This window comes from Koromonas humicola (genome assembly GCF_059726255.1).
Map to the genome: position 1 here is coordinate 2,214,106 of NZ_AP040873.1, position 25,761 is coordinate 2,239,866.

23 protein-coding genes and 1 other RNA gene are annotated in these 25,761 nt (G+C 55.6%); 14 read left to right on the forward strand and 10 right to left on the reverse strand.

The annotated features are described in order from the left end of the window. Positions 1-111: 111 nt before the first annotated feature. Entirely contained in the window at positions 112-405 is a 294-nt protein-coding gene (locus tag AC6IZD_RS09600) for a hypothetical protein (RefSeq protein WP_497787471.1), read from the forward strand. 107 nt (positions 406-512) lie between these two features. Here AC6IZD_RS09600 and ppdK read toward each other — a convergent pair whose 3' ends face one another. From ppdK to AC6IZD_RS09615, 3 genes are all read right to left on the reverse strand, one after another. Next, positions 513-3,212, reverse strand: a complete 2,700-nt coding sequence (gene ppdK, locus AC6IZD_RS09605) for a pyruvate, phosphate dikinase (protein WP_497787472.1) — start codon at positions 3,210-3,212, stop codon at positions 513-515. Between the two features lie 121 nt (positions 3,213-3,333). Beyond that, the gene (gene glyS, locus AC6IZD_RS09610; protein WP_497787473.1) at positions 3,334-5,517 is read right to left on the reverse strand and encodes a glycine--tRNA ligase subunit beta; all 2,184 of its coding nucleotides are present in this window, start codon (positions 5,515-5,517) and stop codon (positions 3,334-3,336) included. A 162-nt stretch (positions 5,518-5,679) separates the two neighbouring features. Further along, positions 5,680-6,690, reverse strand: a complete 1,011-nt coding sequence (locus AC6IZD_RS09615; protein WP_497787474.1) for a glycine--tRNA ligase subunit alpha — start codon at positions 6,688-6,690, stop codon at positions 5,680-5,682. A gap of 171 nt (positions 6,691-6,861) precedes the next feature. Between AC6IZD_RS09615 and ypfJ the strand changes: the two genes are divergently transcribed. From ypfJ to AC6IZD_RS09640, 5 genes are read left to right on the forward strand one after another with little or no spacing between them, the layout of a single operon-like run. Then, positions 6,862-7,737: a KPN_02809 family neutral zinc metallopeptidase gene (gene ypfJ / locus AC6IZD_RS09620; protein WP_497787475.1), complete on the forward strand. Its 876-nt coding sequence runs from the start codon at positions 6,862-6,864 to the stop codon at positions 7,735-7,737. 19 nt (positions 7,738-7,756) lie between these two features. Next, positions 7,757-8,167, forward strand: coding sequence for a hypothetical protein (locus tag AC6IZD_RS09625; protein ID WP_497787476.1), 411 nt, complete (start codon positions 7,757-7,759; stop codon positions 8,165-8,167). Positions 8,168-8,212: 45 nt separating this feature from the next. Further along, entirely contained in the window at positions 8,213-8,650 is a 438-nt protein-coding gene (locus AC6IZD_RS09630) for a hypothetical protein (protein ID WP_497787477.1), read from the forward strand. A 10-nt stretch (positions 8,651-8,660) separates the two neighbouring features. Next, complete coding sequence (locus tag AC6IZD_RS09635) at positions 8,661-9,041, forward strand: DUF1622 domain-containing protein (protein ID WP_497787478.1); 381 nt, start codon at positions 8,661-8,663, stop codon at positions 9,039-9,041. Between the two features lie 12 nt (positions 9,042-9,053). After that, positions 9,054-9,359 carry a hypothetical protein gene (locus AC6IZD_RS09640; protein ID WP_497787479.1) on the forward strand — a complete coding sequence of 102 codons (306 nt, stop codon included), beginning with the start codon at positions 9,054-9,056 and terminating at the stop codon, positions 9,357-9,359. 9 nt (positions 9,360-9,368) lie between these two features. Here AC6IZD_RS09640 and recO read toward each other — a convergent pair whose 3' ends face one another. The 3 genes from recO to dprA all read right to left on the reverse strand — a co-directional run bounded on the left by recO (position 9,369) and on the right by dprA (position 14,334). Continuing rightward, on the reverse strand, positions 9,369-10,109 hold the full coding sequence (gene recO / locus AC6IZD_RS09645; RefSeq protein WP_497787480.1) for a DNA repair protein RecO: 741 nt from the start codon (positions 10,107-10,109) through the stop codon (positions 9,369-9,371). Positions 10,110-10,424: 315 nt separating this feature from the next. Next, a complete protein-coding gene (gene topA / locus AC6IZD_RS09650) occupies positions 10,425-12,995 on the reverse strand; it encodes a type I DNA topoisomerase (protein ID WP_497787481.1) in 2,571 nt (856 codons plus the stop codon). 169 nt (positions 12,996-13,164) lie between these two features. Continuing rightward, positions 13,165-14,334 (reverse strand): DNA-processing protein DprA, encoded by a 1,170-nt coding sequence (dprA, locus tag AC6IZD_RS09655; RefSeq protein WP_497787482.1) that lies wholly within the window; start codon positions 14,332-14,334, stop codon positions 13,165-13,167. A 149-nt stretch (positions 14,335-14,483) separates the two neighbouring features. Between dprA and AC6IZD_RS09660 the strand changes: the two genes are divergently transcribed. The 3 genes from AC6IZD_RS09660 (at position 14,484) to AC6IZD_RS09670 (ending at position 16,632) form a co-directional block, all read left to right on the forward strand. Next, positions 14,484-15,338, forward strand: a complete 855-nt coding sequence (locus AC6IZD_RS09660; protein ID WP_497787483.1) for a menaquinone biosynthetic enzyme MqnA/MqnD family protein — start codon at positions 14,484-14,486, stop codon at positions 15,336-15,338. Positions 15,339-15,626: 288 nt separating this feature from the next. After that, positions 15,627-15,994: a transfer-messenger RNA gene (ssrA, locus tag AC6IZD_RS09665) on the forward strand. 104 nt (positions 15,995-16,098) lie between these two features. Then, entirely contained in the window at positions 16,099-16,632 is a 534-nt protein-coding gene (locus tag AC6IZD_RS09670) for a lipocalin family protein (RefSeq protein WP_497787484.1), read from the forward strand. An 82-nt stretch (positions 16,633-16,714) separates the two neighbouring features. Here the strand turns inward: AC6IZD_RS09670 and AC6IZD_RS09675 are convergent, their stop codons facing one another. Further along, positions 16,715-17,299 (reverse strand): hypothetical protein, encoded by a 585-nt coding sequence (locus AC6IZD_RS09675; protein WP_497787485.1) that lies wholly within the window; start codon positions 17,297-17,299, stop codon positions 16,715-16,717. 462 nt (positions 17,300-17,761) lie between these two features. On the opposite strand from AC6IZD_RS09675, the gene AC6IZD_RS09680 reads away from it, so the two are divergent. Together AC6IZD_RS09680 and AC6IZD_RS09685 are read left to right on the forward strand one after the other, a co-directional pair. After that, on the forward strand, positions 17,762-18,295 hold the full coding sequence (locus tag AC6IZD_RS09680) for a hypothetical protein (protein WP_497787486.1): 534 nt from the start codon (positions 17,762-17,764) through the stop codon (positions 18,293-18,295). A 79-nt stretch (positions 18,296-18,374) separates the two neighbouring features. Next, positions 18,375-18,608 (forward strand): hypothetical protein, encoded by a 234-nt coding sequence (locus tag AC6IZD_RS09685; RefSeq protein ID WP_497787488.1) that lies wholly within the window; start codon positions 18,375-18,377, stop codon positions 18,606-18,608. A gap of 86 nt (positions 18,609-18,694) precedes the next feature. On the opposite strand, the gene AC6IZD_RS09690 is transcribed toward AC6IZD_RS09685, so the two are convergent. Together AC6IZD_RS09690 and AC6IZD_RS09695 are read right to left on the reverse strand one after the other, a co-directional pair. Beyond that, positions 18,695-18,991: a hypothetical protein gene (locus AC6IZD_RS09690; protein WP_497787489.1), complete on the reverse strand. Its 297-nt coding sequence runs from the start codon at positions 18,989-18,991 to the stop codon at positions 18,695-18,697. Positions 18,992-19,109: 118 nt separating this feature from the next. Then, positions 19,110-21,335: a CHASE domain-containing protein gene (locus AC6IZD_RS09695; protein WP_497787490.1), complete on the reverse strand. Its 2,226-nt coding sequence runs from the start codon at positions 21,333-21,335 to the stop codon at positions 19,110-19,112. 262 nt (positions 21,336-21,597) lie between these two features. Here AC6IZD_RS09695 and AC6IZD_RS09700 point away from each other — a divergent pair, with 262 nt between their 5' ends. Beyond that, the gene (locus tag AC6IZD_RS09700) at positions 21,598-22,962 is read left to right on the forward strand and encodes a bifunctional DedA family/phosphatase PAP2 family protein (protein ID WP_497787491.1); all 1,365 of its coding nucleotides are present in this window, start codon (positions 21,598-21,600) and stop codon (positions 22,960-22,962) included. Positions 22,963-23,025: 63 nt separating this feature from the next. Here AC6IZD_RS09700 and AC6IZD_RS09705 read toward each other — a convergent pair whose 3' ends face one another. Next, complete coding sequence (locus AC6IZD_RS09705; RefSeq protein ID WP_497787492.1) at positions 23,026-23,445, reverse strand: GlcG/HbpS family heme-binding protein; 420 nt, start codon at positions 23,443-23,445, stop codon at positions 23,026-23,028. Between the two features lie 544 nt (positions 23,446-23,989). On the opposite strand from AC6IZD_RS09705, the gene dhaL reads away from it, so the two are divergent. Together dhaL and AC6IZD_RS09715 are read left to right on the forward strand one after the other, a co-directional pair. Beyond that, entirely contained in the window at positions 23,990-24,661 is a 672-nt protein-coding gene (gene dhaL, locus AC6IZD_RS09710; protein ID WP_497787493.1) for a dihydroxyacetone kinase subunit DhaL, read from the forward strand. Positions 24,662-24,712: 51 nt separating this feature from the next. Further along, positions 24,713-25,753, forward strand: coding sequence for a dihydroxyacetone kinase subunit DhaK (locus tag AC6IZD_RS09715; protein ID WP_497787494.1), 1,041 nt, complete (start codon positions 24,713-24,715; stop codon positions 25,751-25,753). The last annotated feature ends 8 nt before the right edge of the window (positions 25,754-25,761 follow it).

The following is a 25,761-nucleotide window of genomic DNA, read 5'->3' on the forward strand; positions in this document are numbered from 1 at the left end:
CGATAGAAAGAATGAATTTCACATCGCGGCGGCAGTGGCTCATGCTCTTAAGAGATATACGCTTGTGATTCCGAAGCAAGTGGGGCGGATCAGGAGCGCGTAGTTAGGAGAATGATGAATACGAACAAGATTGCTTCTTTAGCCGCTTCCATTCTGTTGGCGGGCGGAATGATATTTGCTCAGACGGGCGATCTGCCTGCATCGCGCGGAGTCAATGAGAGCGGAGTTGCTTCCACAGTTTCAGCGGCAGCAAAGTTGCCGGGTGCGGTAGGCACGCTTGAAACGCCAACGACGGGAACCGTTGCGAATGGCCAGCGGCCTGGTACTGGCGTACAAAACGGCGAGAGAGGACTGGTGTTAGCAAATTCAAACACCCTTCCGGGTGCTGTTTCAGTAGCGCTCTAACACGCTCTAACCTGTTTCAGAACACTACATCACGGAACACGACAAAGGGGATGCTTTCGCATCCCCTTGCTTCTTCCTGAATACATCGACTTACATCGATATAACTGTTACTTGGTGGCTCCACCGCTGCCGCCCTTTTCCTCGAGTGCGGCCTGTGCGGCAGCGAGACGAGCGGTTAGGACGCGGAAAGGAGAGCAGGAAACATAGCTGAGTCCCACGCGGTGGCAGAACTTGACCGACTCGGGGTCGCCGCCGTGCTCGCCGCAGATGCCGACCTTGAGATCTGCACGGGTCTTGCGGCCGCGTTCGGTGGCAAGCTGAACCAACTGGCCAACGCCTTCCTGATCGAGAGTGGCGAAGGGATCCTGCTTAAAGATTCCCTGCTTGGTGTACTCGGGCAGGAACTTGTTGATGTCGTCACGCGAGAACCCGAAAGTGGTCTGGGTGAGGTCGTTCGTTCCGAAGCTGAAGAACTCAGCTTCCTGAGCGATCTGATCGGCAACCAAAGCAGCGCGAGGCAGCTCGATCATGGTTCCAACCTTGTACTCAACCTTGTCCTTCTTTTCAGCGAAAACTTCTTCGGCGACGCGACGGACGATGTCGGCCTGGTTCTTCATTTCCTTGATGCCGGTCGTGAGAGGAATCATGATTTCGGGTACGACCGTGATTCCCTTCTTCTTCAGCACAAGGGCAGCCTCGATGATGGCACGCGCCTGCATCTCGGTGATCTCCGGATAGGTGATACCAAGACGGCAGCCACGATGGCCGAGCATCGGGTTCTGCTCATGAAGCTCTTCAACACGAGCGAGCGTGATGCGCAGATCCTTGAGCTTCGGCGAGCGGGGCTTGGTGAGTTCAAGCTCCTTGATCTCGACAAGCAGGTCTTCGCGCTTCGGCAGGAACTCATGCAGAGGCGGATCCAAGGTACGGATAGTAACCGGGAAGCCCTTCATAGCCGTGAACAGACCCTCGAAGTCCTTGCGCTGCATGGGAAGCAACTTCTTGAGCGCGACGCGGCGGTCCTTCTCGTTATTGGCCATGATCATGGCGCGCATGAACGGCAGACGATCTTCGGCGAAGAACATGTGCTCGGTGCGGCAGAGGCCGATGCCTTCGGCTCCGAACGAGATGGCGGTTTTCGCATCGCGCGGAATGTCGGCATTCGCACGGACCTTGAGCTTGCGCTCGGGGTCAGCCCAGGACATGAACTTTACGAGGTCCTTGTCGCCAGCGGAAGCTTCGAGGGTGTTGAGCTTGCCCTTGATGACGCGTCCGGTGGTGCCGTCGAGAGAGAGCCAATCGCCTTCGCGGAAAGTCTGGCCCTTGACGCGCATTTCCTTCTTCTTCTCGTCAACGACGATGTCGCCGGCTCCGGCCACGCAGCACTTGCCCATGCCGCGGGTAACGACTGCAGCGTGCGAGGTCATGCCGCCACGCGAAGTGAGAATGCCGGATGCGATTTCCATGCCGTGAATGTCTTCAGGCGTGGTTTCGCCACGGACGAGGATGATGGACTTGAACTTGCCCTTCTGCTTGATCGCTACAGCATCGTCAGCGCTGAAAACGATCTGTCCCACAGCGGCGCCGGGGGAGGCAGGAAGACCAGTGGCGAGAACCTCGACCTTGGTTCCCTTCTCATCAAGGCGAGGAACGAGGAAGTCATAGAGCTGGTTGGGTTCGACGCGGAAGATAGCCTCTTCCTTGGTGATCAGGCCTTCTTCAACCATGTCGATCGCGACGCGAACAGCAGCCAAGCCGGTGCGCTTGCCGTTGCGCGTCTGCAGCATGTAGAGCTTGTTGTCCTGAATGGTGAACTCGAAGTCCTGCATGTCGCGATAGTGCTTTTCCATGCGCGAGGTGATGTCGCGGAGCTGGTTGTACACATCGGGCATGATCTTCTGGAGTTCGGTGATGTGCTTCGGAGTGCGAACGCCGGAAACGACGTCTTCACCCTGAGCATTGAGCAGAAACTCGCCATAGAATTCCTTGGCGCCGGTGGCTGGGTTGCGGGTGAAGCCCACGCCCGTGCCGGAAGTCTCGCCCATGTTGCCGAACACCATGGCCTGAACGTTGACGGCCGTGCCGAGCATGTCGTCGATGTTGTTCATGCGGCGATAGTGCTTGGCGCGATCGTTCTGCCAGGAGCGGAACACGGCGTCGCGAGCCATAACGAGCTGGTCATGCGGATTCTGCGGGAACTCGATCTTTGCGTGCTTCTTGACGACCTTTTTGTAGTCGGCGATGACTTCCTGAAGAGCCTTCGCGTCGAGGTCGGTGTCGAGCTTCGCCTTCTTCTGCTTCTTCTTGCCGTCGAATACTTCTTCGAAGTACGCCTTCTCGATGTCGAGAACCACGTTCCCGAACATCTGGATGAGGCGGCGATAGGAATCGTAAGCAAAACGCGGATTCTGCGTGCGGTTCGCAACAGCCTTGACGCTCTCGTCATTGAGTCCGAGGTTCAGAATCGTGTCCATCATGCCGGGCATGGAGAACTTTGCGCCGGAGCGAACGGAGACGAGCAGCGGATTTTCGCCAGCGCCTAGCTTCTGTCCCTGAAGGGCTTCGAGCTGCGCAAGGGCGGCATCCATTTCCTTGTCAATGTTGTTGCTGACCTTACCGCGCATGTATTCGCGGCATGCCTCGGTCTGGATGGTGAATCCCGGGGGTACGGGGAGCCCGGCGTTGGTCATCTCAGCAAGACCCGCGCCTTTGCCGCCGAGGGTATCCTTCATCTTGCCATTGCCCTCAGCCTTGCCGCCGCCGAAGGAGTAAACATACTTCACTGCACTTACTGTGGGAGTAGCCATAGCCTCACTCTCTTGGGGTTTAAGAGATTACGTTCTCATTTTCCACTTCGCAGCTCAAAACTAAGCTGCATATCATTACGGTTAAAAAGAACAACTCTGTAACAAAAGAAAAGGCCCCCGATTAGGAAGCCTTTCGTTCGGTAACAACTTCACTGAAATCGGCAATGGCCTGGAACATGGATGCCACCTTCTGGAGGAGACAAAGACGAGCGCTTCGGACCGCCTCGTCGTCCACCATCACCATTACCTTGTCAAAAAATTCGTCAAGCGGCCGCCGGATAGTGGCCAGCTCGGCGAGAGCCTCATCGTACTTCTTATCTTTGCAAAGGGCCGCAGTGCTCGAAGCAAGGTTGGCCGTGCGCTTGGCGAGGACACCCTGAGGATCGTCACCCCGGAAAGCTTCCTCGGCAGCATCGAACGTTGCATACGCACCAGCAGGAGACTTCCCTGCCTCTTCAGCCTGACGCAGTATGTTCTTGATGCGCTTCACGGAGGCGGCAATTGCGTCGAAGTCTTCGGTGCCGCGAACCTTGGCAACAGCTTCGGCGCGGAGAAGCGCGTCAACAACGTTATCCGAACCGGCAGCGAGTACGGCATTTGTGACGTCGTAGGCGAAGCCACGAGCTTCACGCAGATAGAACTCAATTCGTTCACGGAAAAATGCCGAAACGTTGTGATCGAATTGCTCAACAGCTTTGAAGCGCGACTCGGCGTCGGTTCCCTTGTACTGGAGCAGCGCATCAGTCATGAGATGGCTCAAGCTGATCGGCATATTGTGCTCGACGAGAGTGCGAACGATTCCGTTGGCGGCGCGACGGAGTGCGAAGGGATCCTTGGAGCCGGAAGGAATCATGCCGAGAGCAAACATGCCGGCAATCGTATCGGCCTTGTCGGCGATCGCGAGGACGGCACCTTCCAACGTGCGCGGCACTTCGTCTTCCATCGAGGTCGGCTTGTACTGATCGTAGATCGCCTGACCGATGGCGCGCGCAGAGGCTTCGGGCAGTTCCATGCGCTCGGCCTGATGAACCAAATACAGCCCACCAATAATTCCCTGCAGTTCGGTGAATTCCTTCACCAACTCGGTGGTGAGATCGCACTTGGCCATGAGCGCGGCCTTGTAGACGACACCTTGACGCAGGTTGGGATGGAATTCAGAGATAACTGAAGAAAGCAGGCTGCCAAGATGCTGTGTGCGGGTCGCCTTATCGCAGTAGGAGCCTAGCTCTTTCTGGAAGGTGACTGACTTGAGCAACGGCACGCGATCTTTCAACGTGAGCTTCTGATCGGTATTCCAGAAGAAGCGCGCATCGTTGAAACGAGCGCGCAGAACGCGTTCGTTTCCGTGGCGCACGATGGCTTCCCCTTCAGCGTCGGTAACGGTGTTGAGTACGGCGAGGAAATGGGGCAAGAGCTTGCCGTTGCCGTCTTCGACCGCAAAGTACTTCTGGTGGTCGCGCATCACCGTAACGAGGACTTCTTCGGGAAGCGCCAGGAATTCGGGGTCGAAGTTGCCGAGGATCACCGAGGGCGCTTCCGTGAGATTCACCACCGTATCAAGCAAACCCTTATCTTCACGCCAACGCGCGCCGGGAATCTGGCGAGTGGCAGCGTCCAGGGCTTTGCGAATCTTGTGTTCGCGCTCGGCGTAGCTAGGCAGAACGCTGGCGGCACGAAGTTTCTCGGCATACTCGGCTGGCGAACTAAGTTCGACCGGAGCAGAGGACAGAATGCGATGTCCGCGTGAGGTGCGACCCGCGGTAATGCCACCGAATTCTAAAGGCACGACCTTGGAGCCAAGAAGTGCGACAACCCATCGAACAGGGCGGACAAAACGCTCGGGCTTACCCGGGCGCCAGTACATGTTCTTCGCCCAATAGAGAGCAGATATTTCCTTGGGGACGAGCTCCGTAAGAATCTCAACTGCGGGCTTGCCCTTCTTTACGACGTTGGCGGCGAGGTATTCGCCTTTGGGCGTTGTAACCCGAGATAGTTGTTCGAGCGAGACTCCGACCTTGCGCGCGAATGCAATGGCAGCCTGCGTGGGCTGACCATCTTTGTAGGCAGCAGTCACAGGCGGACCAAGGAGTTCCTCGGCAAGATCGGGTTGGGAATCCTGAATGCCGCGCACGAGCACGGCGATGCGACGAGGCGAGGCGAAACCTTCGGACGCCGAATCAGAACTGGCAGAGAGGCGCTCGCGGCTAACAAGGTCGCCAATGCGACGCTGCAACTCCTCCGCGGCAGAGGCGATCATGCGCGCGGGGATTTCTTCGGTACCGATTTCTAACAGGAAATCTGACATGAGGTCGATTGCTTCCTTATATTGTGAGGCCAAACGCTTGCTGCCTGCGGTGAAATCGCAAATTTATGTGCGACATACCGGCTCGCGTATTGGCGAATCCCACATTCGCCTAAACGGTTATCGGGTACATGACTCCGACTTCCCCGGACGAATGTGCGCCACCTAAACTCTTGCCGCTGTCGCAGTAACTTCACACGCGGATTGCTGATCAACCCAGGCGCGTGCAACTCCGACGGCGAGATTACGAACCCGCTGAATGACTCCGACGCGCTCGGTCACACTAATAGCGCCACGAGCATCGAGCAGGTTAAACAAATGCGAGCACTTCAAACAGAGATCGTATGCGGGAAGCAGCGGGAAACGGCGGCGCTGCTCGGCTGTGAACTTCGGCCCTTCGACTGCGACTGTGCTGCCGGAAGAAGCTGCACTCTTCGGCTTCCTTGAGTCCGGCTTGCGGGTTCCGGCAACATACTCATCAATGAGCGCCTGACACTCGGCTTCGTAGGCATTGAGGTGTAGCCAAAGCTTGTCCACGTCGGCCTTTTCGAAGTTGTAAACCGAGAATTGCTCTTCATCGGGGAGTCGGATGTCTCCGTAGGTGACATCCCCCTGCGGACCGCGAACCCACACGATGTCGTAGATCGAATCTACATCCTGCAGGAATCCGGCGATGCGCTCGAGGCCATAGGTAAGCTCGGCGCACATGGGATCGAGATCGATGCCGCCACACTGCTGGAAATATGTGAACTGCGTGATTTCGAGACCGTCGAGCATGACCTGCCAGCCCACACCCCAGGCAGCAAGCGTCGGAGCTTCCCAGTTGTCCTCTTCGAACTTGATGTCGTGACGAGCGAGATCAATACCGATCGCCTTGAGCGATTCGAGGTAGAGTTCCTGCACGTTCTCGGGCGGTGCTTTCAGGATGACCTGAAACTGCGTGTGCTTGTAGAGGCGGTTGGGATTCTCTCCATAGCGACCATCCGCAGGACGGCGCGAAGGCTGCACATAAGCGACACGGTACGGCTTGGGGCCGAGCACGCGGAGGAAGGTCTCAGGCGACATAGTGCCAGCGCCAACTTCGACATCAAGTGGCTGCTGTAACACACAGCCCTGCCGAGCCCAGAAATCCTGCAGCTTTAGGATGAGTTCCTGAAAGGTCAGTGGTTCAGTCATGAATGCAATCCGATCTGGAGAGCATTGTAAATGCTTGAGGCAGCAAGAAGAAAGTCGGAGGGCGTTTGCGACAGAAAGTATTTGAAAAGCCCACCGAACGGCAGGCCATAAGTGTGAGGGCATGGTCAGGCGCTGGACATAAAGGAGCGGGATCCGCGCATCTGAGAGAAGATGCAGTGGGAAGATCGTGGCAGAAGCAGTGATCTAGAAGACGATCGTGGCGGTGGCGGCGGAGGATTCTCAGGCGCGGGATTTGGGCTGCCTCTGATGATGCTGCTCTCGGGACGCATGGGAATAGGCGGATTTCTGCTGGTTCTAGTGCTGGCGTTTGTCTTTCGTGGGAACTTTCTTTCGCTAATTGGGGGCGGGACGGCGAACACCCCGAGCAGGACGTCGCGCCCAGTGAACGATCCGGCAGAAGAGCCCAAGGTGAGGTTTGTGTCGTTTGTGCTGGACGACACGCAGCAGACTTGGGATCGGATTTTTCAGGAACACGGCAGGCAGTATTCACACGCAAAGCTGGTGCTATTTCGCGACGCGATCCGCTCTGGGTGCGGGGTGGCGCAGTCGGAGACTGGCCCGTTCTACTGTCCCGAGGACAAGAAGGCTTATATCGATTTGGGGTTTTACGATGATTTACGCAGCAGGTTCGGGGCGGATGGCGACTTTGCGCAAGCTTACGTGTTAGCACATGAGATTGGACATCATGTGCAGGATCTCTTAGGGACAGAGCGCAAGGTGAGGCAGGCGATGGAGCAGAATCCGGGTGCGCAAAACGCGCTCTCGGTGAGGCTGGAATTGCAAGCCGACTGCTATGCAGGCGTGTGGGGGCATTCGACAGAACAGCGAAAGCTGGTAGATGAAGCCGACATTGCCCAGGCACTCAACGCGGCAGCGGCGATTGGCGATGACCGTATCCAGCGCATGTCAGGACGAAGGGCGAGTCCTGAGTCGTTCACACATGGATCCTCGGAGCAGAGGCAGGCGTGGTTCAAGCGCGGGCTGGAGACGGGCCGTCTTGAGGCGTGCAACACCTTTGCACAATGAAAAAGACGAGAGGCGAACCATGTTGAGAGCACGTATTGCGATGCTATTGGTTGCATTGATGATGGCAACCGGATTGAACCTTCAAGCACAGGACCGGGGAAGATTTTATGACGGCGTTCGCGACGGAAGCCGCGGTGAACGCTATGACCGGGGCCATGATCATTCCTATCGCTATGGACGGCATCACGGCGATCGCTACGACGACCGCTACTACCACGATGGCTACTACGAAGATCGGCGCGAAGGCGGCATTGGGCCAGGTACGGGTGCAGTAATCGGCGGAGCAGGTGGAGCAGTGCTGGGAACGCTGATCGGTGGTGGGCTGAAAGGCACTCTTATTGCTGGAGCAGCAGGAGCAGGAATTGGCGCGATCGTTGGACAGGCACACCAGAACAACGAACGCGATGATTACTACTACCACCGGCGGTAATCCGCGAGATTGTGTATCGACATAACAGCCAAGGAGGATGGAGACATGAAGGCATCTTGCCGAACTACTTGCCAGTTGCTGATCGGATGGGTGTTGCTGAGTGGCACGGCAGCGATTGCACAAAGCAACAGCCAGTCTGAGCAGCAAACTGCCGAGCAGGAAGGCAAGCCCTCATGGACGACCGACCAGTTGATCACCAGCACGGTGCACGATGCGTGGGTGCTAAGCGGGAGAGACGAATCGAAGTTCTTTGAAATGGTGAAGACGCTGGCTGAACTTTCGGCGCGGAATCGTGGTATTTCGTTACCCGATACGAAAGAAGCTGGAGAACGAATGGGAAACTACATTAAGCAGACAGCGAAGGCCGATACGGACCAGTTGCTCTATGCGGTGGTGGACCAGGCAGTACGAGTCACTTCGGGCAAGGGACCGGTACCTGCGGGTACGAGGTCGCACGCAGAGGGTTCTACGCAATCGAAGTGAATTGCCAGCGATGGAAGAACTCTTCAAGCGATTGACGTATCTGCTGGCTTCGGGGATTGAAGGCGCTGCAGCGGTAATCATCGGCCTTGCGGCAGTCGAAGGCGTGTACCGGGCATTGACGCTTTTTGTGCTGCGGCATGTTGCCGAGCAGGACGCGAAGGAACAGATTCGATTACGTCTGGGGCGCTGGCTGGCAGTTGCGCTGGAATTTGAGCTTGCTGCCGACATACTGCGAACTGCAATTTCGCCAACGTGGAACGAGATCGGTCAACTCGCAGCGATTGTCGTCTTGCGAACGGTTCTGAATTTCTTCCTGCAAAAAGAAATAGACAAAGCTACGGCAAGGCGAAGCCCGGAGCGCCTAAGGACTGAAGAGCCAAAGGCAGCATAGAAGAGCGCTCAGATGGATACGTATGTGCGATTGCTATCGACTCTGCTCTGGGCGGCGGTGATTGCAGTCATCGTGAGCGGAGTTTTGCGTGCGCTATGGATTCTGATTCGTACTGGCGTGGCAGGTGCGACTGAAGCACGGGAACGCGTGGGATCGGCAATCGTCAGTGGACTGGGCCTGAGTACGGCTACTGCGCTGCTTGCGACATCACAACTGCGTTCATGGAATGCAATCGCGATGTTTGCGGCGCTCGCAGGACTGAGATTCTTCGTGAAACAGGTCGAACTGCATATTGCCGATGCTCGACCGAAGAACTGAAGTAGTCGCCTAATCGAGACGTTCAAGTTGCGACGAGGTTTGCAACTTGCGATCGAGGTGGCGATTGATGATCTGCATGAGGAACTTGCGGAGATCGGCGAGGCGGGATGTAGGAACAGGCGTCTCGGAAAAGTGATCGACCGGGTTGCGAAACATGAGGGCAGCGATCTCGCGAGAATCAATCGACATTTCAGAACTGGCGATGCGGCGATCACGCGCGCAGGTAAGACCGTCGCGAAGAGCATGGAAGAACGCAGGCTGGCTCGTAAGGGCATCGCCGCACTCTATGCATTCGTCGAGGGGTGGAAGGAAGCCCATGAGGCGCACCATCCAGAGGTCAAAATAGGTGACAGGAATCCAGATGCTATCGGTCTCAAGAGTTTGCAGGACTCCCCAGGCAAGGCGGAAGATGCCGTCATTGGCCTCGCGGTCGGGGAGGAGTTCGTCGAGCATTTCGGCGATGTGGGAGAGCGCGACGCAGCGTGGGTAGTCGATGGTAGCCGACAGAGGCGAGAGCAGAACGTCGCAGGATTCCAGGCGGGCGAGTTCCGCGCCTTCACGGTCCTGCCAGTAGGCGCGTACGCAAGTGAGAGGTTCGAGCGCGCCTCCGAAGCGCTTTTGCGACCGCTTCGCAGATTTAGCGACTCCCTTGACCTTGCCTTCGGCGCGAGTGAACAGCGTGACGAGCAAGTCAGCCTCGCGGAGGGGATAGGTACGGAGAATGATCGCTTCGGATTGCTTAGCGGGCATGGGGGGATTGTAGCAAGGTGGAGGTCGCGGACGTGCTGGGAGGTTCGGCGGTAGGTGACCTTGATCAGCAGAGGAGACTCGGACGGCAGCTGGGGTCCTTCGCTGCGCTCAGGATGACACCTGAAAGAAAAAGCAACCGATAACGGCAAAAGCAAGGTCAACGGCGAAAGCAAGAGCAAGGGCAAAACAAGAGCAAGAGCAAAAGCAAGGACAAATGCAAAAGCAGAGCGAGAAAGGCAAAGAAAAACAAGTCAACTACCCCATCCTAAAACTCGCGAATACACGAGTTTTAGGATGGGGCACCCTGAATTGTTTCTAAGCCACGGTGGGCTCTGATTCCGGTTGGGGTTCGGCGATCTTCTTGGAGAAATCGCAGGTGATTTCCGGAGTTTCCTCGACCTTCTTAGCCGCTTTGCCTTTGGCTTTGGTGGTCTTCTTCTTCGCGGAACTTTTGCTATTGGGGCAGACGAGGAAGGTGCCTTCCTTCGTTACCTTCTCAAGCAGGTAGGGGCTGCCGCACTCGGGGCAAGCTTCGGCTACTGGCTTTGTGGCCGCAGTGAAGTCGCACTTCGGGTAGTTATTGCAACCATAGAAGAAGTTGCCGCGGCGCGCTTTCTTCTCGACGATTTCGCCGGTCTTGCACTGCGGGCACTTTACTCCGATGAAGTTCTGCTTGATGTATTTGCAGTCGGGGTAGCCGGAGCAGGAGACAAACTCGCCGAAGCGACCATTGCGTAGGACGAGGTTGCGTCCGCAGTCGGGGCACTTCTCTTCCAAAGGCTGGTCAGGTTTCTTCTGCGCGGCATCTAGACGGCGCGTGGTCTTGCACTCGGGATACCCAGTGCAGGCCATGAACGTGCCGAAGCGTCCGCGCTTGAGAACCATTGGGCGTCCGCAGTTTTCGCAGAACTCTTCTTCGTTGTTAGAGGAGATCTCAGCATCACCGAGATCAGTGAGGTTGATGGGATTCTCCTTGGTGAACGTGCAGGAGTTCGGGTCCTTCTTGTCGAACGTCGAGCAAGCGAAGAACGAGCCGTGCTTGCCCCACTTGAGGACGAGCGGCGCACCGCAGCGTTCGCACTTCTGGTCGGTGGCCTTCTCCATGCGCTTGATGTTTTCCATGTGCTCGCCGGCGTATTCGAGATCATTCTCGAACTTGTCGTAGAACTCACGGAGCGCAGCCGTCCACTTGATTTTGCCGTCCTCGATCTCATCGAGGTCTTCTTCCATGCGGGCGGTGAATCTGTAGTCGAAGATGTCTTTCAGGTTTTCGACTAATAGCTCGGTGACAACGAAGCCAATCTCGGTGGGGAAAAATTTCCCGCCACGCCCAGGGGTCTTCTGCACATAGCCGCGATCAACAATGGTCGAAAGAATGGCGGCGTACGTCGAAGGACGTCCGATGCCGCGCTCTTCGAGTTCCTTGACGAGCGAGGCTTCGTTGTAGCGCGGAGGCGGCTCGGTGAAGTGCTGCTCGGGCTTGAGAGCTTCGAGGCGCAGTGACTGGCCCTCTTCGAGCGGCGGAAGCTTGTGCTTGAGCGACTCGTCTTCGTCGTCCTTGGTGTCCTTGGACTCTTCGTAAACCTTGAGGAAGCCGTCAAACTTCAGGACCGATCCGGTGACGCGGAAATTGTATCGATCGGAGCTGGAAGCCGGGGTCGCGTTGATGTCCACAGTCGTCTGGTCGAAGATGGCGACTGTCATCTGGCTGGCAACAAATCGCTGCCAGATGAGCTTGTAAACCTTCAGTTCGTCATCCTGCAGGTACGGTGCGACATCGTCCGGCGTGCGAAGGACGGAACTGGGGCGGATGGCTTCGTGCGCTTCCTGCGCGTTCTGTGCCTTCGTCTTATAGACGTTAGGCGAATCGGGCATGAAGGGCTTGCCGTAGTCGCGCTCGATCAGCGTGCGAACGTCAGCCAGGGCATCGTTGGAGACGCGGACTGAGTCGGTACGCATGTACGTGATGAGGCCAACTGTGCCTTCGGGACCGAGTTCGACGCCTTCATATAGGCGCTGGGCGATCATCATGGCACGCTTAACAGTCATGCCAAGCTTGCGCGAAGCGTCCTGCTGAAACTTAGAGGTCGTGAAGGGCGGCACGGGATTGCGACGGCGCTCGGCCTTCTTGACGGTGTTGACGGCCCAGGAGGCAGCCTGAAGAGCGTCAACTATGCGCTTTGACTCTTCCTCATTGTTGACTTCCAGCTTCTCGCCATTGATGCCCAGGAAACGAGCATCGAAAGCGGGAGGCTTGGAGGCATGCAGGCGAGCATCAAGGGTCCAGTATTCCTTCTTTTCAAACTTCTGGATTTCGCGCTCGCGCTCGACGATGAGACGAAGAGCGACGGTCTGGACTCGTCCGGCGGAGAGGCCACGGCGAACCTTATCCCAAAGCAGGGGCGAAACCTGGAAGCCGACGATGCGATCGAGGATGCGACGCGTCTGCTGGGCGTCAACAAGGTTCCAATCGATCTCACGCGGCTTATTGAAAGCGTCCTGCACGGCCTTCTTGGTGATTTCGTTGAAAGTGACGCGATAGACGGGCTTCGCCTCTTTCTTGCGGCTGCGACCACCATCGGTGTTGCTGCCGAGTTCTTCGGCAAGATGGGCGGCAATGGCTTCGCCTTCGCGGTCCGGGTCAGGCGCGAGATAGATGGCGTCGGCGGAACGGGCGAGCTTCTTGAGGTGAGAAACGACCTTCTCTTTGCCAGGAATTACTTCGTACTCGGTGGAGAAATCATTCTCAATGTCGACACCGAGGCCCTTCTTGGGAAGATCTTTAATATGACCGAGAGAAGCCTCAACTTCGTACCCGGCGCCAAGATACTTTTGAATCGTCTTGGCCTTGGCGGGAGACTCGACGATCACTAAACCTTTGGGCAATGGAACCTCTTCTGAATCTTTGGAAACTGGAACGTAAGCTAGCACGAAGACGCCCGCATGGCAAAACTTGACGGCTGCGGAAAACCATTCTTAGTACCGCAAATTAGGCTGTAAGTCATTGATCCGCAAAGGACGTCCAGAAATCTTTACCGATCAGGCGAAATACCGATCAAAATACCCGAACGTAGTTCTTCCCCGGAAGGCAGCGGATCTTGTTGCTCATCTCAAGCTCGAACAGCGCCGAAAAGATCTCCGAGCTGGAAAGTTGCGAGTCAAATCTCTCGATCAATTCATCAATGTGAGTCGATTCATCAGCCTTGATCGCGGCCATAACCTTCTGCTGCGCGTCGGAGAGTTCGGGAGGCGCAGGCGGATCAAATAAGGATGCGACACGGGGCTCGGGCGACTCTGACTTGCGATCCTGTAATTGGATGCGAATGTCGCTCGGAAGTTCCTCGAACACGTCTTCCCAAGTAGCCACAAGCTTTGCGCCCTGCTTGATGAGCGTGTTGGGCGTCCATGCCTGCTTGTTAGTGACATTCCCAGGAACGGCGAACACTTCCCTGCACTGCTCAAGAGCGCAACGGGATGTAATGCGTGTGCCGCTGTACTCTCCAGCTTCGACCACGAGAACTCCGCGCGATAGGCCGCTGATGATGCGATTGCGGAGCGGGAAATTATGCGGATTGGGCCCGGTGCCTAGAGGAAATTCACTGACGAGTGCACCGCCAAGCTCAAGGATTTTGTCGGCCAGCTTGCGATTCTCGCGCGGATAGATGACGTCAACACCAGTCCCGAAAACAGCGACCGTGCGGCCGCTAGCCTCGACAGCTCCCTTGTGGGCAATGGAGTCGATGCCTCGGGCCATTCCGCTGATGATCACCAAACCGGTGTTGGCTAGATCAATAGAGAGTCGTTCGGCCATGCCGAGACCGTAAGGCGTGGGATGACGCGTTCCGATGATGGCGATGCCGGGTTCCGACAGAACCTGCGCGTTGCCGCGTACATAAAGGATAAGAGGAGGATCGTAGATCTCCGCCAGGTGCTCCGGGTAGCGCGGCGAGCCCATGGTAATGAGGGAAACACCTTGGAGTGCAGCGAGCTTCTTCAGCTCTTCGTCGGCGAAGCGAAGTGAGTTACCGAGAGCGATGGACTGAGCACTAACGGCAGGTAGTCCCATAGCCTCGAGTTCAGTGAGGGACGTGCGAAAGATGTCCTGAGTGCGCGGGATGCGCTCGAACAAACGGCGGACGCGCGTGGGCCCGAGCTGTGGAGTGAGCGCAAGAGCCAGCATCTCGCGGTCATGCGAGGAGATCGATAGAGCAGCGGCTTCAGACATAAATGTTTGGTGATGGCGAGTGTAAAAGACAGAGATGGGGTGAGTCACGGACTTTGTAAGTTCATCACCTTAGACGAGTGATCAGCCAATGGTTGGACTTGCGCGGGGAGAGTACCATCTGTAATGGTATGGGTTCGGGGTAAGGACTTATGCGGCCACTGAAGATTTCGGCAATATCATTTTTGAACACAGTTCCGCTGATGTGGGACTTTGAGCACGCTCCCTCGCAGGAAATCCGCGAGAACTTCGAGATTGAGTACACGGTGCCTTCTCTCTGCGCTCAGGCGTTGCGCGAAGGAAAGGCGGATCTGGGGATCATTCCCGTAATCACGACGGCGCAGATTCCGGGGTTAGTGGTGCTGCCAGATGTGGCGATCGCGTCGTTGAACAAAGTTTGGTCGATCCAACTGGTGAGCAAGAAGCCGATCGAGGAGATTCGGACAGTCGCGGTGGATACTTCGTCGCGAACTTCTGTAGGGCTGACGCAGGTGTTGCTGACGAAGTTCTTTGGCGGGCACCGCGAACTGACGCCAATGCCTCCGGTGCTGGGGCCGATGCTGGAACGCTGCGACGCAGGGTTGTTGATAGGAGATCCGGCGCTGATGGTGAAAACTGAAGGCCTCTATGCGTACGATTTGGCCGAGGTCTGGAAGGCGAAGACCGGACTACCCTTTGTGTTTGCGGTGTGGACAGTCCGCAAGGCTGCGCTGGCAGAGATGCGTCCGGGGTTGGATTTGGCTGGAATATTCTCACGCTCGCGAGATCGCGGGCTGCGGGATGAGAGTCTCGACGAGATTGCAAAGAAGTGGGCTCCGAAAATGGGCCTCAGCGAAGAAGGCATCAAGAACTATTTCCGGGAGAACATCCACTACACTCTCGATGAGCCGTGCAAGAAGGGGCTCGAGCTGTTCTTCAAGCTCGCAGCCGAATGCGGAGTTATTGAGCGAGCGCCGCAACTCGAGTTTCTGCAACAACCGGCAGCGAGCGAGATCGGGGCACGTTGAATCCTTTCGAAGCGCCGTAGCATCTATGTATTAAGCAAGCGGTTGTACGTTAGCTTCCATCTGAACACCGAACCTGATGTAGGATGGTAGAAGCTCTTTGAGAAATGGTCATAGACCTTTCGGGCTTGCAGCGAAAAGCAGCAAGCCAGCCGGCAATGGTACCGAACAATTCGGTTGGCCCATTGCGACGACGCAAAAGTTTGCCGCGAACCGCAGACCAAAACTGGCGCGGCGAGTGGAGCCCGACCGAGACTCAAAACCTGGGGTCTCGGCTGGGTGTAGTTTTATGGGGGCGTCACGGCTTCGACGGAAACGGTTGCGGCCAGGAGGCATGCAGGGGCGCAGGCACCCTAAATCGACTGCAAACAAAACAGTTGCCAACACTGAACTGGCTTACGCAGCTTAATTAATTAAGTTGCCGTTCTCCGCGGCTTCGCCTACGGGCTGCGGTCAGAACGTCGCACAGTAGGCTGGCTCCACGCCCTACGTCTGGGGGCCGGAGCGAGATCAACAGGCTAGCCAGTGGCGTTTCTTGCCGATTCTTAGCGCTACTGGCGAACGTTGTGGCTGATGACCACGGCAGGAATCGAATAAGCATGTAGTCTCCTAGCTTTCAGCGTTTTCGGACAGGGGTTCAACTCCCCTCGCCTCCACCAAATATCGCTCTTATAGTCAATTGCCCTGAATTGAAGCTCATTTACTCGTAGCAATTGCGGCTACCAGTCTCCCCGCCTGTCCACAAACGATAAAATGTCTTTGTATGAACAAGCGGAACTGGATCCTTTTCGCCGCCATCCTCGTTTCCGGCGCCATCTACACATCTGCTTCGACCGACGCGCGGCTTGACACCGTCGCGCATGTGGACCTCTCCCGCTACCTGGGCCGGTGGTATGAAATTGCGCGCTATCCCAATCGCTTTGAGAAGCAGTGCGACCGCGACGTGACCGCCACCTATTCTCTACGCGACGATCGGAAGATCGCTGTAGTCAATGCGTGCGTGAAGCCGAACGGCGTTCGCTACGAAGCAAACGGATGGGCCAGAATCGCCGACGAAAAGACTAATGCCAAGCTGAAGGTAACCTTCTTCTGGCCATTCTTCGGCGATTACTGGATTCTTGAGCTTGGTCCCAACTACGAGTACGCCGTTGTGGGCGAACCCAGCCGCAAATACCTGTGGATACTTAGCCGCACGCCGCATCTCGGAGATGAACAATATCGCGCCATCACTTCCCGCTTGGCCTCCAGAGGCTACTACCCACAGAAGCTTATGCGCGTCTCGCAAACAGCGCGCTAAGGGCTGGTAGTTGTTTATCACCCATGCAGACATCGCTAGATTAGCTGCTACCGGGTGCCCACCTTCGTCGCCGTTAGTGAATTCATTCCATGCGAAACGGAGAGTCGTCCTCCGAGATGTTGATAGCAAGGAACTGTTGCCGACCAAAGGTCAGGGCTTCCTCGGTCTTTTCGAAAAATATGCCCACGACTGGGCGCAACTCATCGTGGGCGGTCGTGTCCACGAAGCGTGCGAGGCGTGGTTTCTGAGTGCCGTTATCAAGCAAAAGTATGTAGTCGTTGATGCGCGCATGGAGTTTCTGCTGCGCGGTTGGGGAGAGCGCGATGCTCAATGTCTTATCTTCCGGAAGAACGTGCGTCGGGACGGCATACGCGCGGTCAGTCTTCGAGCCGTTCGCGAATACGCCGTGCCCTGTGAAAGCAGTTGCCTGCACCGTTGTCTTGTGGTGATTCAAGAAGCCTAGTTTTGTTTCGGCGCTTGCGAGAAGATGAGCGGTCTGCTGCAATTTGTATTCGGTCTCTTGCATCTCTCTGCGTTGCTCAGCCAACGCGTGCAAGAACCGATGCTTGTCCTTCCTGAACCGAATGGTGTTCGTCAATACAACGCTTAGAAGAATTGCTACGAGCACGATGACGATTTTGGAGGCTTGCCAAACTCTGGATTTCAACTGCGTCGTCTCCGATGAGAAGTAACGTGCTCAGGCAAGCCGATTCGCTTGGTGTGAAGTACGTACAGCATTCACCTGAGCGATATCTCAGAACACGATCTCTCTATTAGTTTTGGGTCTGGCTTTGATTGAGAGATGAGCATGTACTCGGCCATTTATGAGGCCGGGATTAGACGCAATGTATGACGCTCATTCAGAAACGATTACGCTTCCACTGCATGCTAGCGGCAATTGTTATTTCAACAGGTATGGCGCGCCTTTTCCCCCAGCCATGTAACTTCTTCTCGCATCGCGGGCAGCCTCAGCGTTGAAACATTCAATTGCCAATATCATGCAGGACGGAATGGCCGGATTGGCCGAAGTGCGAGACACTAGTCCGGTGCAGTCGACGCCTAGATTCAGATTCGGATGGGCTCGAATGAATGCATCTATCGATTCGCACATATTGGACGAGGGGTGTTTGTGTCTGCAAAAGTTCGACTGGTTCTCGCCTTTATCTTCGTGGGGTGCTGCTTGTGCTTCGGGCAAAGCGATGCCGCGTCGCCTTCTGCCCAGCCACAACTGAAGGGCATACAAGATAACAGCTTCCTGATCGAAGAAGCCTACAACCAGGAAGACGGCGTAATTCAGCACATTTCGATGTTGCAGCGGAACAGCAACCACGACTGGATTTACACTCTGACGGATGAATGGCCATTGCGCACCATCAAGCATCAATTCAGCGTCACACTGGCGTTGTCGCATGCTGGTGCGTATCCAAGATCTGGAGCAGGCTGGGGAGATACGGCAATCAACTATCGTTATCAGTTGCTCGGAGACGGGGAGGCGAAGGTTGCGATTGCCCCGCGCGTAAGTGTGCTGCTCGCTTCAGGTGATCCCACGCAAGGGCGTTCCTCGGGCGGCACTGGACTGCAGACGAACATTCCTGTGAGCATACGCGCATTTCGTTACGCACTGGAACGCCGGCTCGACATGGGTTCCGCAGGCTCGAAATGACGGAGGAGAACACGCAGGAACAATTGGTGTAAATCTGGGACAATCCACGATCTGGCTCGCCCGCAACGATTTCAATGTGATGGTTGAGACCATATGGACGGCTTCGCAGAACGTAGTCGCCTCGGGAGCTACGCGCCAGTCGCACGACCTCTACATCAGCCCAGGAATCCGGTGGGCTTACAACGCAAAGAGTGGATTACAAGTCGTTCCTGGAGTGGGCGTTCCTATGGGCTTGGGGCCGAGTTCGGGCGATACCGGAATCATTGTGTACCTCAGTTTCGAGCACCCGCTTGCCTGGGCTCACTCAAGGTAGAGAGATCAACGCGACCGTCCCCTTCCCTGCTTCATGACGAGTAATGCGCAGATTCTTGTGCAGACGTCGTTCTGAAATGATGGAACTCAAGCAGCCTGACGCACTAACAGACGAGAAAGCAAGTTCAACTTCTCACGAGGGTCGATAGTCTTCGGCAGCACCAAATCTGCGTCGGGCGGAGCAGATACTTTGTCGAAAGATGCTCTTTGCAGAACGATGCGAGATGCTGGCGCGAGCTGCCGTAAATGAGCGCAGACGGCGTGATCGTCTGAGGTTATGTCATCGGAAACAAGTACAAGATCAACAGACTGCTGCCGCAGAAACGTGCCTGCTTCGTCGACCGTTGCCGCAGCTAAGACGTCGTATCCGGCGCGATCGAGCATGTACCCTTCTGCCTTGAGGTTAGCTGCTCGGCTGTCTATGCACAGAACTACTGGGCGCATATCGCTTTGATAACTTGAGCAGTGAGTTTGGTTGTGTGAGGACAAAGTAAGTTGCGTCTCAGCTTACCTGTTCAAACGTTTGCTCTTGCTTTTTGCGAAGCTCGACCGGTAGTGAAATGACAAACTGTGTACCGTGATTCTCCGGATCGGTTGAGCTCGCAAAGCGGATCGTTCCGCCAATTCTGTTCAGTATCTCTTTTACAACCCATAGACCTACGCCGGTGCCATGCTCGCCCTTCGTGGTAAAGAATGGCTTAAATAGCTTGCCAATGTCCTCCTGCGCGATGCCGCTCCCGGTGTCCGCGACAGAAATCTCCACTATCCCCTCGAAGCTCGTGACACCCACGTTTAAGTTTCCGCCATCTGGCATTGCGTCTATGGCGTTCGTAACGACATTCGTAAACACCTGTCGCAATTCGCTGGCGTAGATTTTGATTTCGACTAGGGCGGGATATTGGCGTATCACATGGATTCGTGAGCTGAGAAGCTTGGGGCGTAACATAGCCAACACGTCATCGAGAATTTCGGAAACGTTCGTCACGGATGGGAATTCGGCTATGCGATAAGGTGTGAGCGTTTGTCGGCTGATGTTTGTGAGCATGGTTACTTGCTCTTGCGCCATACGCACAAACTCCTGCGCTGCAGGTGTGAGGTTTTCGGATTCGAGCACGAAGAGAAGGTTCGTCAAAGCAGCCAAAGGGTTGTTGATCTCGTGGGCGATGGTCGCCATGAGCCTGCCGGTTACGGCAAGCTTGTCGGATCGGAATAGCGCATCGGTGAGCTCTTCGTTGAGCTTCATTATGTTCGTCTCTGCGGCTTTACGATCACTGATATCGCGCATGATGCCCGTGAAGTAGTGGACGTCCCCAACACGCCATGTGGAGAGTGAGACACCAAGGGGGAATTCCCGGCCGTCAGAGCGACGGCCTGTAGTCTCAATCGTCCGGCCGCTCATGCCGCCGAGGCCAGCATGCAGGAAATCGTCGAAGGACTGAACCTTGGCCGATTCAAATATCGTCGGCATGAGGCTCTCGATAGGCTTTCCAGCGGCTTCAGCTACGCTGTAGCCAAAGATTCTCTCCGCGGCAGGATTGAAGTACACGATGCGCCCTTCGCGGTCGCCTGAAATGATGGCGTCCGTGGCAGTCTCGGTGACGGCTCGAATGCGCTCCTCACTCTCGCGCAATTTCTCCGTGATTCTGTCCGCCAGTCGAACCGCTCGATTTTCCGTCTGCGCAGCAGAGAGAATGATTCCGAACAGAAGCAGGCTGATTGCGATTCCGGCAGGCAGAAGCAGGCGGCTTTGATCCTCGCGAACGAGTGCATCAAAACTGGGAGTTGAGTAGAACCGTACTGTCCAGACTTGCCCTCCGAAGTCGATGTCTGACAACTGAACAACTTCAAAGCGGTATCCCTTGCTGCGACGATCCAAATCCGGATCGCGATACATGAGAGATTCTGAATTTGCCTGTCGTCCGGAATAGACCTCGAAATCGGAGAGAGCGTTAGTTTCCTGCGGGATCTCGCTCATGAGATCGCCCATGCGAAAAGGACTATAGATATAGCCTTCGAGTGCCGCTCGGCGCTCCTCGACGTTGTTTTGCGGGAGATCGGGACGGTAGCGGGGCAAATACATCAGGAAACCAGGCTGGACATTCTGGGATGTTTCCTGCACCAGCGTAACCTTGTCGGTGATCGCGATCGCGCCGTTGTCACGTGCAGTGGTCATCGCAGCGCGGCGCTTCGGATCCGAGAACATGTCGTATCCGAATGCGCGCTGATTGCGCCAATTGAACGGCTCAATGTAGATGATGGACGTGTACTCGGGACGATCACCCTCTGGCCGCACTTTGTAATCTGCATAGCCTTGCTGACGAATGCGAGCAATGTGCTCTGAAAGCTGAGCACGAGGAATGAACGCCGCGTAACCTATGCCCTGAATGCCCGGATAGCGTTGTTCAAGATGCAGGCTTGCGATGTAGTCATGGAACATCTCGCGCGTAACATCCCGATTAGCTTGAAACAAGCTACGGGTGCCATACAGCGCGTCTTCATAGATCACAAGTCGCATTCGAATGTTCGCACGAGTGCGGTCAATCTCCTGCTGGAAGCGTATGTGCGCACGGTCTTTTGCGAGGGCCTGATTGGAACGCCAGATCCAAAAGGTCAGACCGAGCGTAATCGCCAGCACGACAAAAGCCAGTATCGTGAGCCGCCGAGAGCGGCTCACCACGTTCCCGCGCAAATCCTCACGCTTCTCAGAAACCCCGCTTGAAGAACTCAACCAGATCTCCAGAACCCAGCAATACGAACCAGTACTAGCAGGGCTATGCTACCGCTAGATTAGAAGCCTTAATTGCACTTCGCGTTATGCTACAGCATGGCCCGGATTTTCCAAGCTGCTGCATCGGAGATGTCAGTATTTTGAGATTGCCTGAATCTATGCCGGAACAGCTAAACGTCTTAAAACACGAGCATTTTGTCGGATTGCGTGGTATATACGGTTTCAAACACAGGGCGCTTAGTGAGCGTCTGCTTGGAGCATTGTGGACGGAGTAATCACAGATCTGATCCGCTCTTATGGGTATCTGATCCTCTTTCTCCTGGTCGGATTGGAAAGTCTTGGAATACCGGTCCCAGGAGAAACTGCCCTGATCATTGCGGCGGCGTATGCGGCTGCGGGACACCTTTCGATCTATGCCGTTGTCGCGGTCGCTGCCTCGGCTGCCATTCTGGGAGACAATGGCGGGTACTGGATTGGCCGAAAGGGCGTGATTGCGCTCGTCCACCGATACGGCCCGTATGTTCATCTGGACCAAGCCAAAATTGAGCGCACACACAAGTTCTTTCAAAAGCACGGCGCCAAGACGGTATTCATCGGACGGTTTATCGCGATACTGCGTACATGGGCTGCGGTCCTGGCCGGTGTGGCCGAGATGGACTACAGAGTATTCACGCTATTCAACGTAAGCGGCGGAATTACCTGGGCAATTGTATTTGGAACTCTCGGTTACGTCTTTGGCCGCAACTTGTCTAAGCTAGAGCACTACCTTGGGCAGGTAAGTTTCGCAGTGACTCTCGTTGGCATCCTCGTTGTCGCCTTTGTTGTTGGTGCACGCTGGTTTCGAACACATGCCTCTGAACTGGCGGGACGAGTTTCGAGCTTCTCTGACTCTGTCGCGAACTCCCGAGCATTTGCAAAGCTCCGAACGAAGTATCCGCACGTGTACGGGTTCATTGTTCGGCGCTTCGAGCCAGCAGGATATTTGGGACTGCATTTGACCCTTGGGCTGACGATCAGTGTTGCGGCGCTCTGGATGCTGGGTGGCGTAATAGAAGACATAATCCACAACGATCCGCTCACGCAATTTGATCTCTCGCTGCTTGAATGGCTTCACGTGCATGTCACGCCTGTAACGCAGAACATTTTCGCAGTGATTAGTTGGCTCGGGGCACCAAGGTTGATTCTAGTGATTGGCGTCATCGTCGCCGCGGTGCTCGCCGTTCGCCGCAACTGGTTGCCACTCGCAGGGTGGGCAGCAGCACTCGCGGGAACGGGAGTATTAGATGCGGCGCTAAAGCAGGTAGTTCAGAGACCTCGACCAATTTACGCGGCAGAGATCCTTCACGAACTCACCTACAGCTTTCCCAGCGGTCATGCAATGGGGTCTCTTGTGTGTTATGGAATGTTGGCGTATTTACTTGTGGTGTTTTGGAGACGCGGTAGACGACTCCATGTTGCGATCGAGATCGTCGCCGTTCTGCTGATAATCGCGATTGGCTTCAGTCGATTGTGTCTGGGCGTTCACTATTTCAGCGACATACTTGGGGGCTATGCCGGCGGTCTGTTTTGGTTATCCACCTGTGTTACGGCTGTTGAGATCACACGTCGCCAAACGAACACAGCATGATAGTTCAATAACGACGCGGCACCCGCTCAGAGTGCCGCGTACGATGATGATGTCCGGAACTGATCAGGCAGCTTTGGATTGCTTTGCTTCGAACGCTGCGACACCAGCTTCAGCAACCGCCACATCTTCGGCTTCAGACCCAGAACTCACCCCGATGGCACCAACGATCTTCCCTTCACGACGCAGGGGAATGCCGCCCGCAAAGATCATGATCTTGCCAATGTTGGAAACATGGATGCCATAGAATTGACGACCCGGCTGAGAGTTCTCGCCAAGTTCCTTTGTTGTGCAATTGAAGGCGCGAGCGGTGTACGCCTTGTGAAGTGAGATGTCGACGGAGCCAAGGCAGCCTCCATCCATGCGTACGTGCTGGACAAGGTTTCCGCCTTCGTCAACTACGGCAATGCACATGGGAACCTTGATCTCTTCGGCTTTCTTGATGGCGGCTGCGATCACACGATTTGCATCCTCAAGCGTTACCATATCGAATCCTCTTTTCCGTTTGAAACTGGGGTGGTGCTAGGTCAAAAACCGCTGCGGTTCGAGTTCCTGATTGAGCTGAACGCGAAACGGAACAAATCCGCGCATGCAAAAAGCCGCCTCCTCGTCGCAAAATGCGATCCAGAAGGCGGCTTTCTATAAGAACTCTGTGCCGCGACCGACGACTATATACACAATTCCGTGCAGCAGCAAGACCGCAGTCATATTTCGAGAACACATGTTCGGGCAGGAATTTGTTTCGGTTTCTGGATGTCATAAACATCGAGAAGATTGCGATGGGCTGTGGGCCAGAGTCTTTCGATTCCCTATTGATGAATACAAAAGTTATGTGTAGAGTACGTGTCGCGGCATAGATCACTTTAGAAAAAGCCGCCTTCCGGGGAGAGCACTGCGCTTCCGGAGGGCGGCTTTTTCTATGCGCGAAGGACGATCTAGCACCCGTCACGAGCTTCTTGAACTAATTGGCAAGAGGCACCCAGTAACAAGCGATTGAAAGCGTAGCGAATTCACGAGCGAGGCAAAGGGTATGCCGAAAACGGTGATCAGTCAGGCGGAAGTTGAAAAAGCCGTACGAACGATGGCGCAGGTGGCTTTTGAAAATGAGAAGTACTTTGGCGACCTCGATGGAGAAATGGGCGATGCCGATTTCGGAAAATCGCTCGCAACAGGATTCCGTGCGATTGAGGCCGAATTCGACAACATAGACCATAGTGACATCGGCACATTTCTACTGAAGTGCGGCATGATCTTCGCCGCGAACGTGGGCGGATGCTCAGGACCGATTTGGGGAACGGCCTTCATGCGCGCTGGGATGGTGGCGAAGGGGAAGACTTCCCTAACGCTGGCAGATGTTGTGGCGATGGGCAGGAGTGCAGTGCAAGGCATGATGGCACGCGGCTCGGCAAGCCAAGGCGATAAGACATTGCTCGATGCCATTATTCCGGCGATCGACAAGATAGAAGAGATTGCAAAGAGCGATCCGAACGATGTTGTCGAAGCGATACATGGAGCTTCCGAGGTTGCTACCGCAGCAATCGAAGGGACCAGAAACTGGGTAGCAAAACGCGGCAGAGCCTCCTATGCCGGCGAGCGCACGATTGGAACTCTAGATCCAGGAATCGTGGCCGTGGCACTCATGGGCCAAGCAATCGTAAAAGCGATGGATTCAAGTAACAAACTCGAGCCTGCACGGACGTAAAGAGTTTCGAACACAGGTCAATAACAGAGCTGAATGCACGAAGGAGCGAATATGGCGGTCCAAGAAAACGCGCAGCAACCAGCAGCTGTTCACGTAGTCAACAAGTTCATGAACGATCCTGCCAAGTTTGTGCCTGAAATGCTGGAAGGCATTTATCTGGCGAACCAGGGAAAGCTCAAATACGAACCGAAGTACAACTGCATCTATCGTGCAGACCGTCCGAATGATGACTTCGTCTCCATCATCCAGGGATCGGGCAGTGGGCACGAGCCAGCCCACGTGATGGCAGTAGGTCCGGGCATGCTCGACGCAGCGTGTCCTGGCAACGTATTTGCCGCGCCACCTGCTGAGTATCCCTTCGAAGTAACTAAGATGATGAACTCGAAGAAGGGTGTATTGCACATCGTCAACAACTACTCCGGTGACCGCATGGTATGGGACATGGCACGTGAAATGGCGGAAGCCGAAGGGATGAAGATCGGTGTGGTATTGATGGACGACGATGTGGCGGTGGTCAACAGCGCGTATACGGTGGGTCGCCGCGGTGTTGCCGGAAACTTCTTCTCGATAAAGTGCTGCGGTGCTGCCAATGCTGAAGGCGCCTCGCTGGAGAAACTGGTCGAGATCGGGAAAAAGGTGAACAGCCGAGTGCGGACCATGGGCGTTGCGATCTCTGGCTGCACGCCTCCGGGCAAAGATGCTCCGATTTTCAGCTGCGCTCACGGAGAGATGGAACTTGGTGTCGGTATTCACGGTGAGAAGGGCCGTCGTCGCGCACCGCTTCCGAACGCCGATGCGGTAGTCGATGAACTCTTTGAAGCTGTTGCCACTGACCTGCCGTTCGAGAAGGGCGACGAGGTCGGCCTGATGATCAACGGACTTGGCGGAACACCTCCGAGCGAACTGTTCCTGCTGTATCGTCGCGCCGCCATCCGCTGCAACGATCGCGGTCTGAAGGTGGTTCACAACTATGTGGGCAACTACTGCACCTCGCTCGAAATGGCCGGATTCTCACTGACGCTGATCAAACTCGATCAGGAATTGAAGCATTTGATTGAAGCACCCGCTGAGATTCCGTGGCGAGTGTTCTAGCGCTTCCC

Bases quoted from the DNA above. Each gene is read 5' to 3' on its own strand.
- AC6IZD_RS09630 (WP_497787477.1), top strand. From the start codon at position 8,213: ATGAAGGCATCTTGCCGAACTACTTGCCAGTTGCTGATCGGATGGGTG.
- ppdK (WP_497787472.1), bottom strand. From the start codon at position 3,212: ATGGCTACTCCCACAGTAAGTGCAGTGAAGTATGTTTACTCCTTCGGC.
- recO (WP_497787480.1), bottom strand. From the start codon at position 10,109: ATGCCCGCTAAGCAATCCGAAGCGATCATTCTCCGTACCTATCCCCTC.
- AC6IZD_RS09640 (WP_497787479.1), top strand. From the start codon at position 9,054: ATGGATACGTATGTGCGATTGCTATCGACTCTGCTCTGGGCGGCGGTG.
- AC6IZD_RS09715 (WP_497787494.1), top strand. From the start codon at position 24,713: ATGGCGGTCCAAGAAAACGCGCAGCAACCAGCAGCTGTTCACGTAGTC.
- glyS (WP_497787473.1), bottom strand. From the start codon at position 5,517: ATGTCAGATTTCCTGTTAGAAATCGGTACCGAAGAAATCCCCGCGCGC.
- AC6IZD_RS09705 (WP_497787492.1), bottom strand. From the start codon at position 23,445: ATGGTAACGCTTGAGGATGCAAATCGTGTGATCGCAGCCGCCATCAAG.
- AC6IZD_RS09690 (WP_497787489.1), bottom strand. From the start codon at position 18,991: ATGCTCGATCGCGCCGGATACGACGTCTTAGCTGCGGCAACGGTCGAC.
- ypfJ (WP_497787475.1), top strand. From the start codon at position 6,862: ATGCAGTGGGAAGATCGTGGCAGAAGCAGTGATCTAGAAGACGATCGT.
- dprA (WP_497787482.1), bottom strand. From the start codon at position 14,334: ATGTCTGAAGCCGCTGCTCTATCGATCTCCTCGCATGACCGCGAGATG.
- AC6IZD_RS09670 (WP_497787484.1), top strand. From the start codon at position 16,099: ATGAACAAGCGGAACTGGATCCTTTTCGCCGCCATCCTCGTTTCCGGC.
- dhaL (WP_497787493.1), top strand. From the start codon at position 23,990: ATGCCGAAAACGGTGATCAGTCAGGCGGAAGTTGAAAAAGCCGTACGA.
- AC6IZD_RS09615 (WP_497787474.1), bottom strand. From the start codon at position 6,690: ATGACTGAACCACTGACCTTTCAGGAACTCATCCTAAAGCTGCAGGAT.
- AC6IZD_RS09660 (WP_497787483.1), top strand. From the start codon at position 14,484: ATGCGGCCACTGAAGATTTCGGCAATATCATTTTTGAACACAGTTCCG.
- AC6IZD_RS09635 (WP_497787478.1), top strand. From the start codon at position 8,661: ATGGAAGAACTCTTCAAGCGATTGACGTATCTGCTGGCTTCGGGGATT.
- AC6IZD_RS09600 (WP_497787471.1), top strand. From the start codon at position 112: ATGATGAATACGAACAAGATTGCTTCTTTAGCCGCTTCCATTCTGTTG.
- AC6IZD_RS09685 (WP_497787488.1), top strand. From the start codon at position 18,375: ATGGTTGAGACCATATGGACGGCTTCGCAGAACGTAGTCGCCTCGGGA.
- AC6IZD_RS09625 (WP_497787476.1), top strand. From the start codon at position 7,757: ATGTTGAGAGCACGTATTGCGATGCTATTGGTTGCATTGATGATGGCA.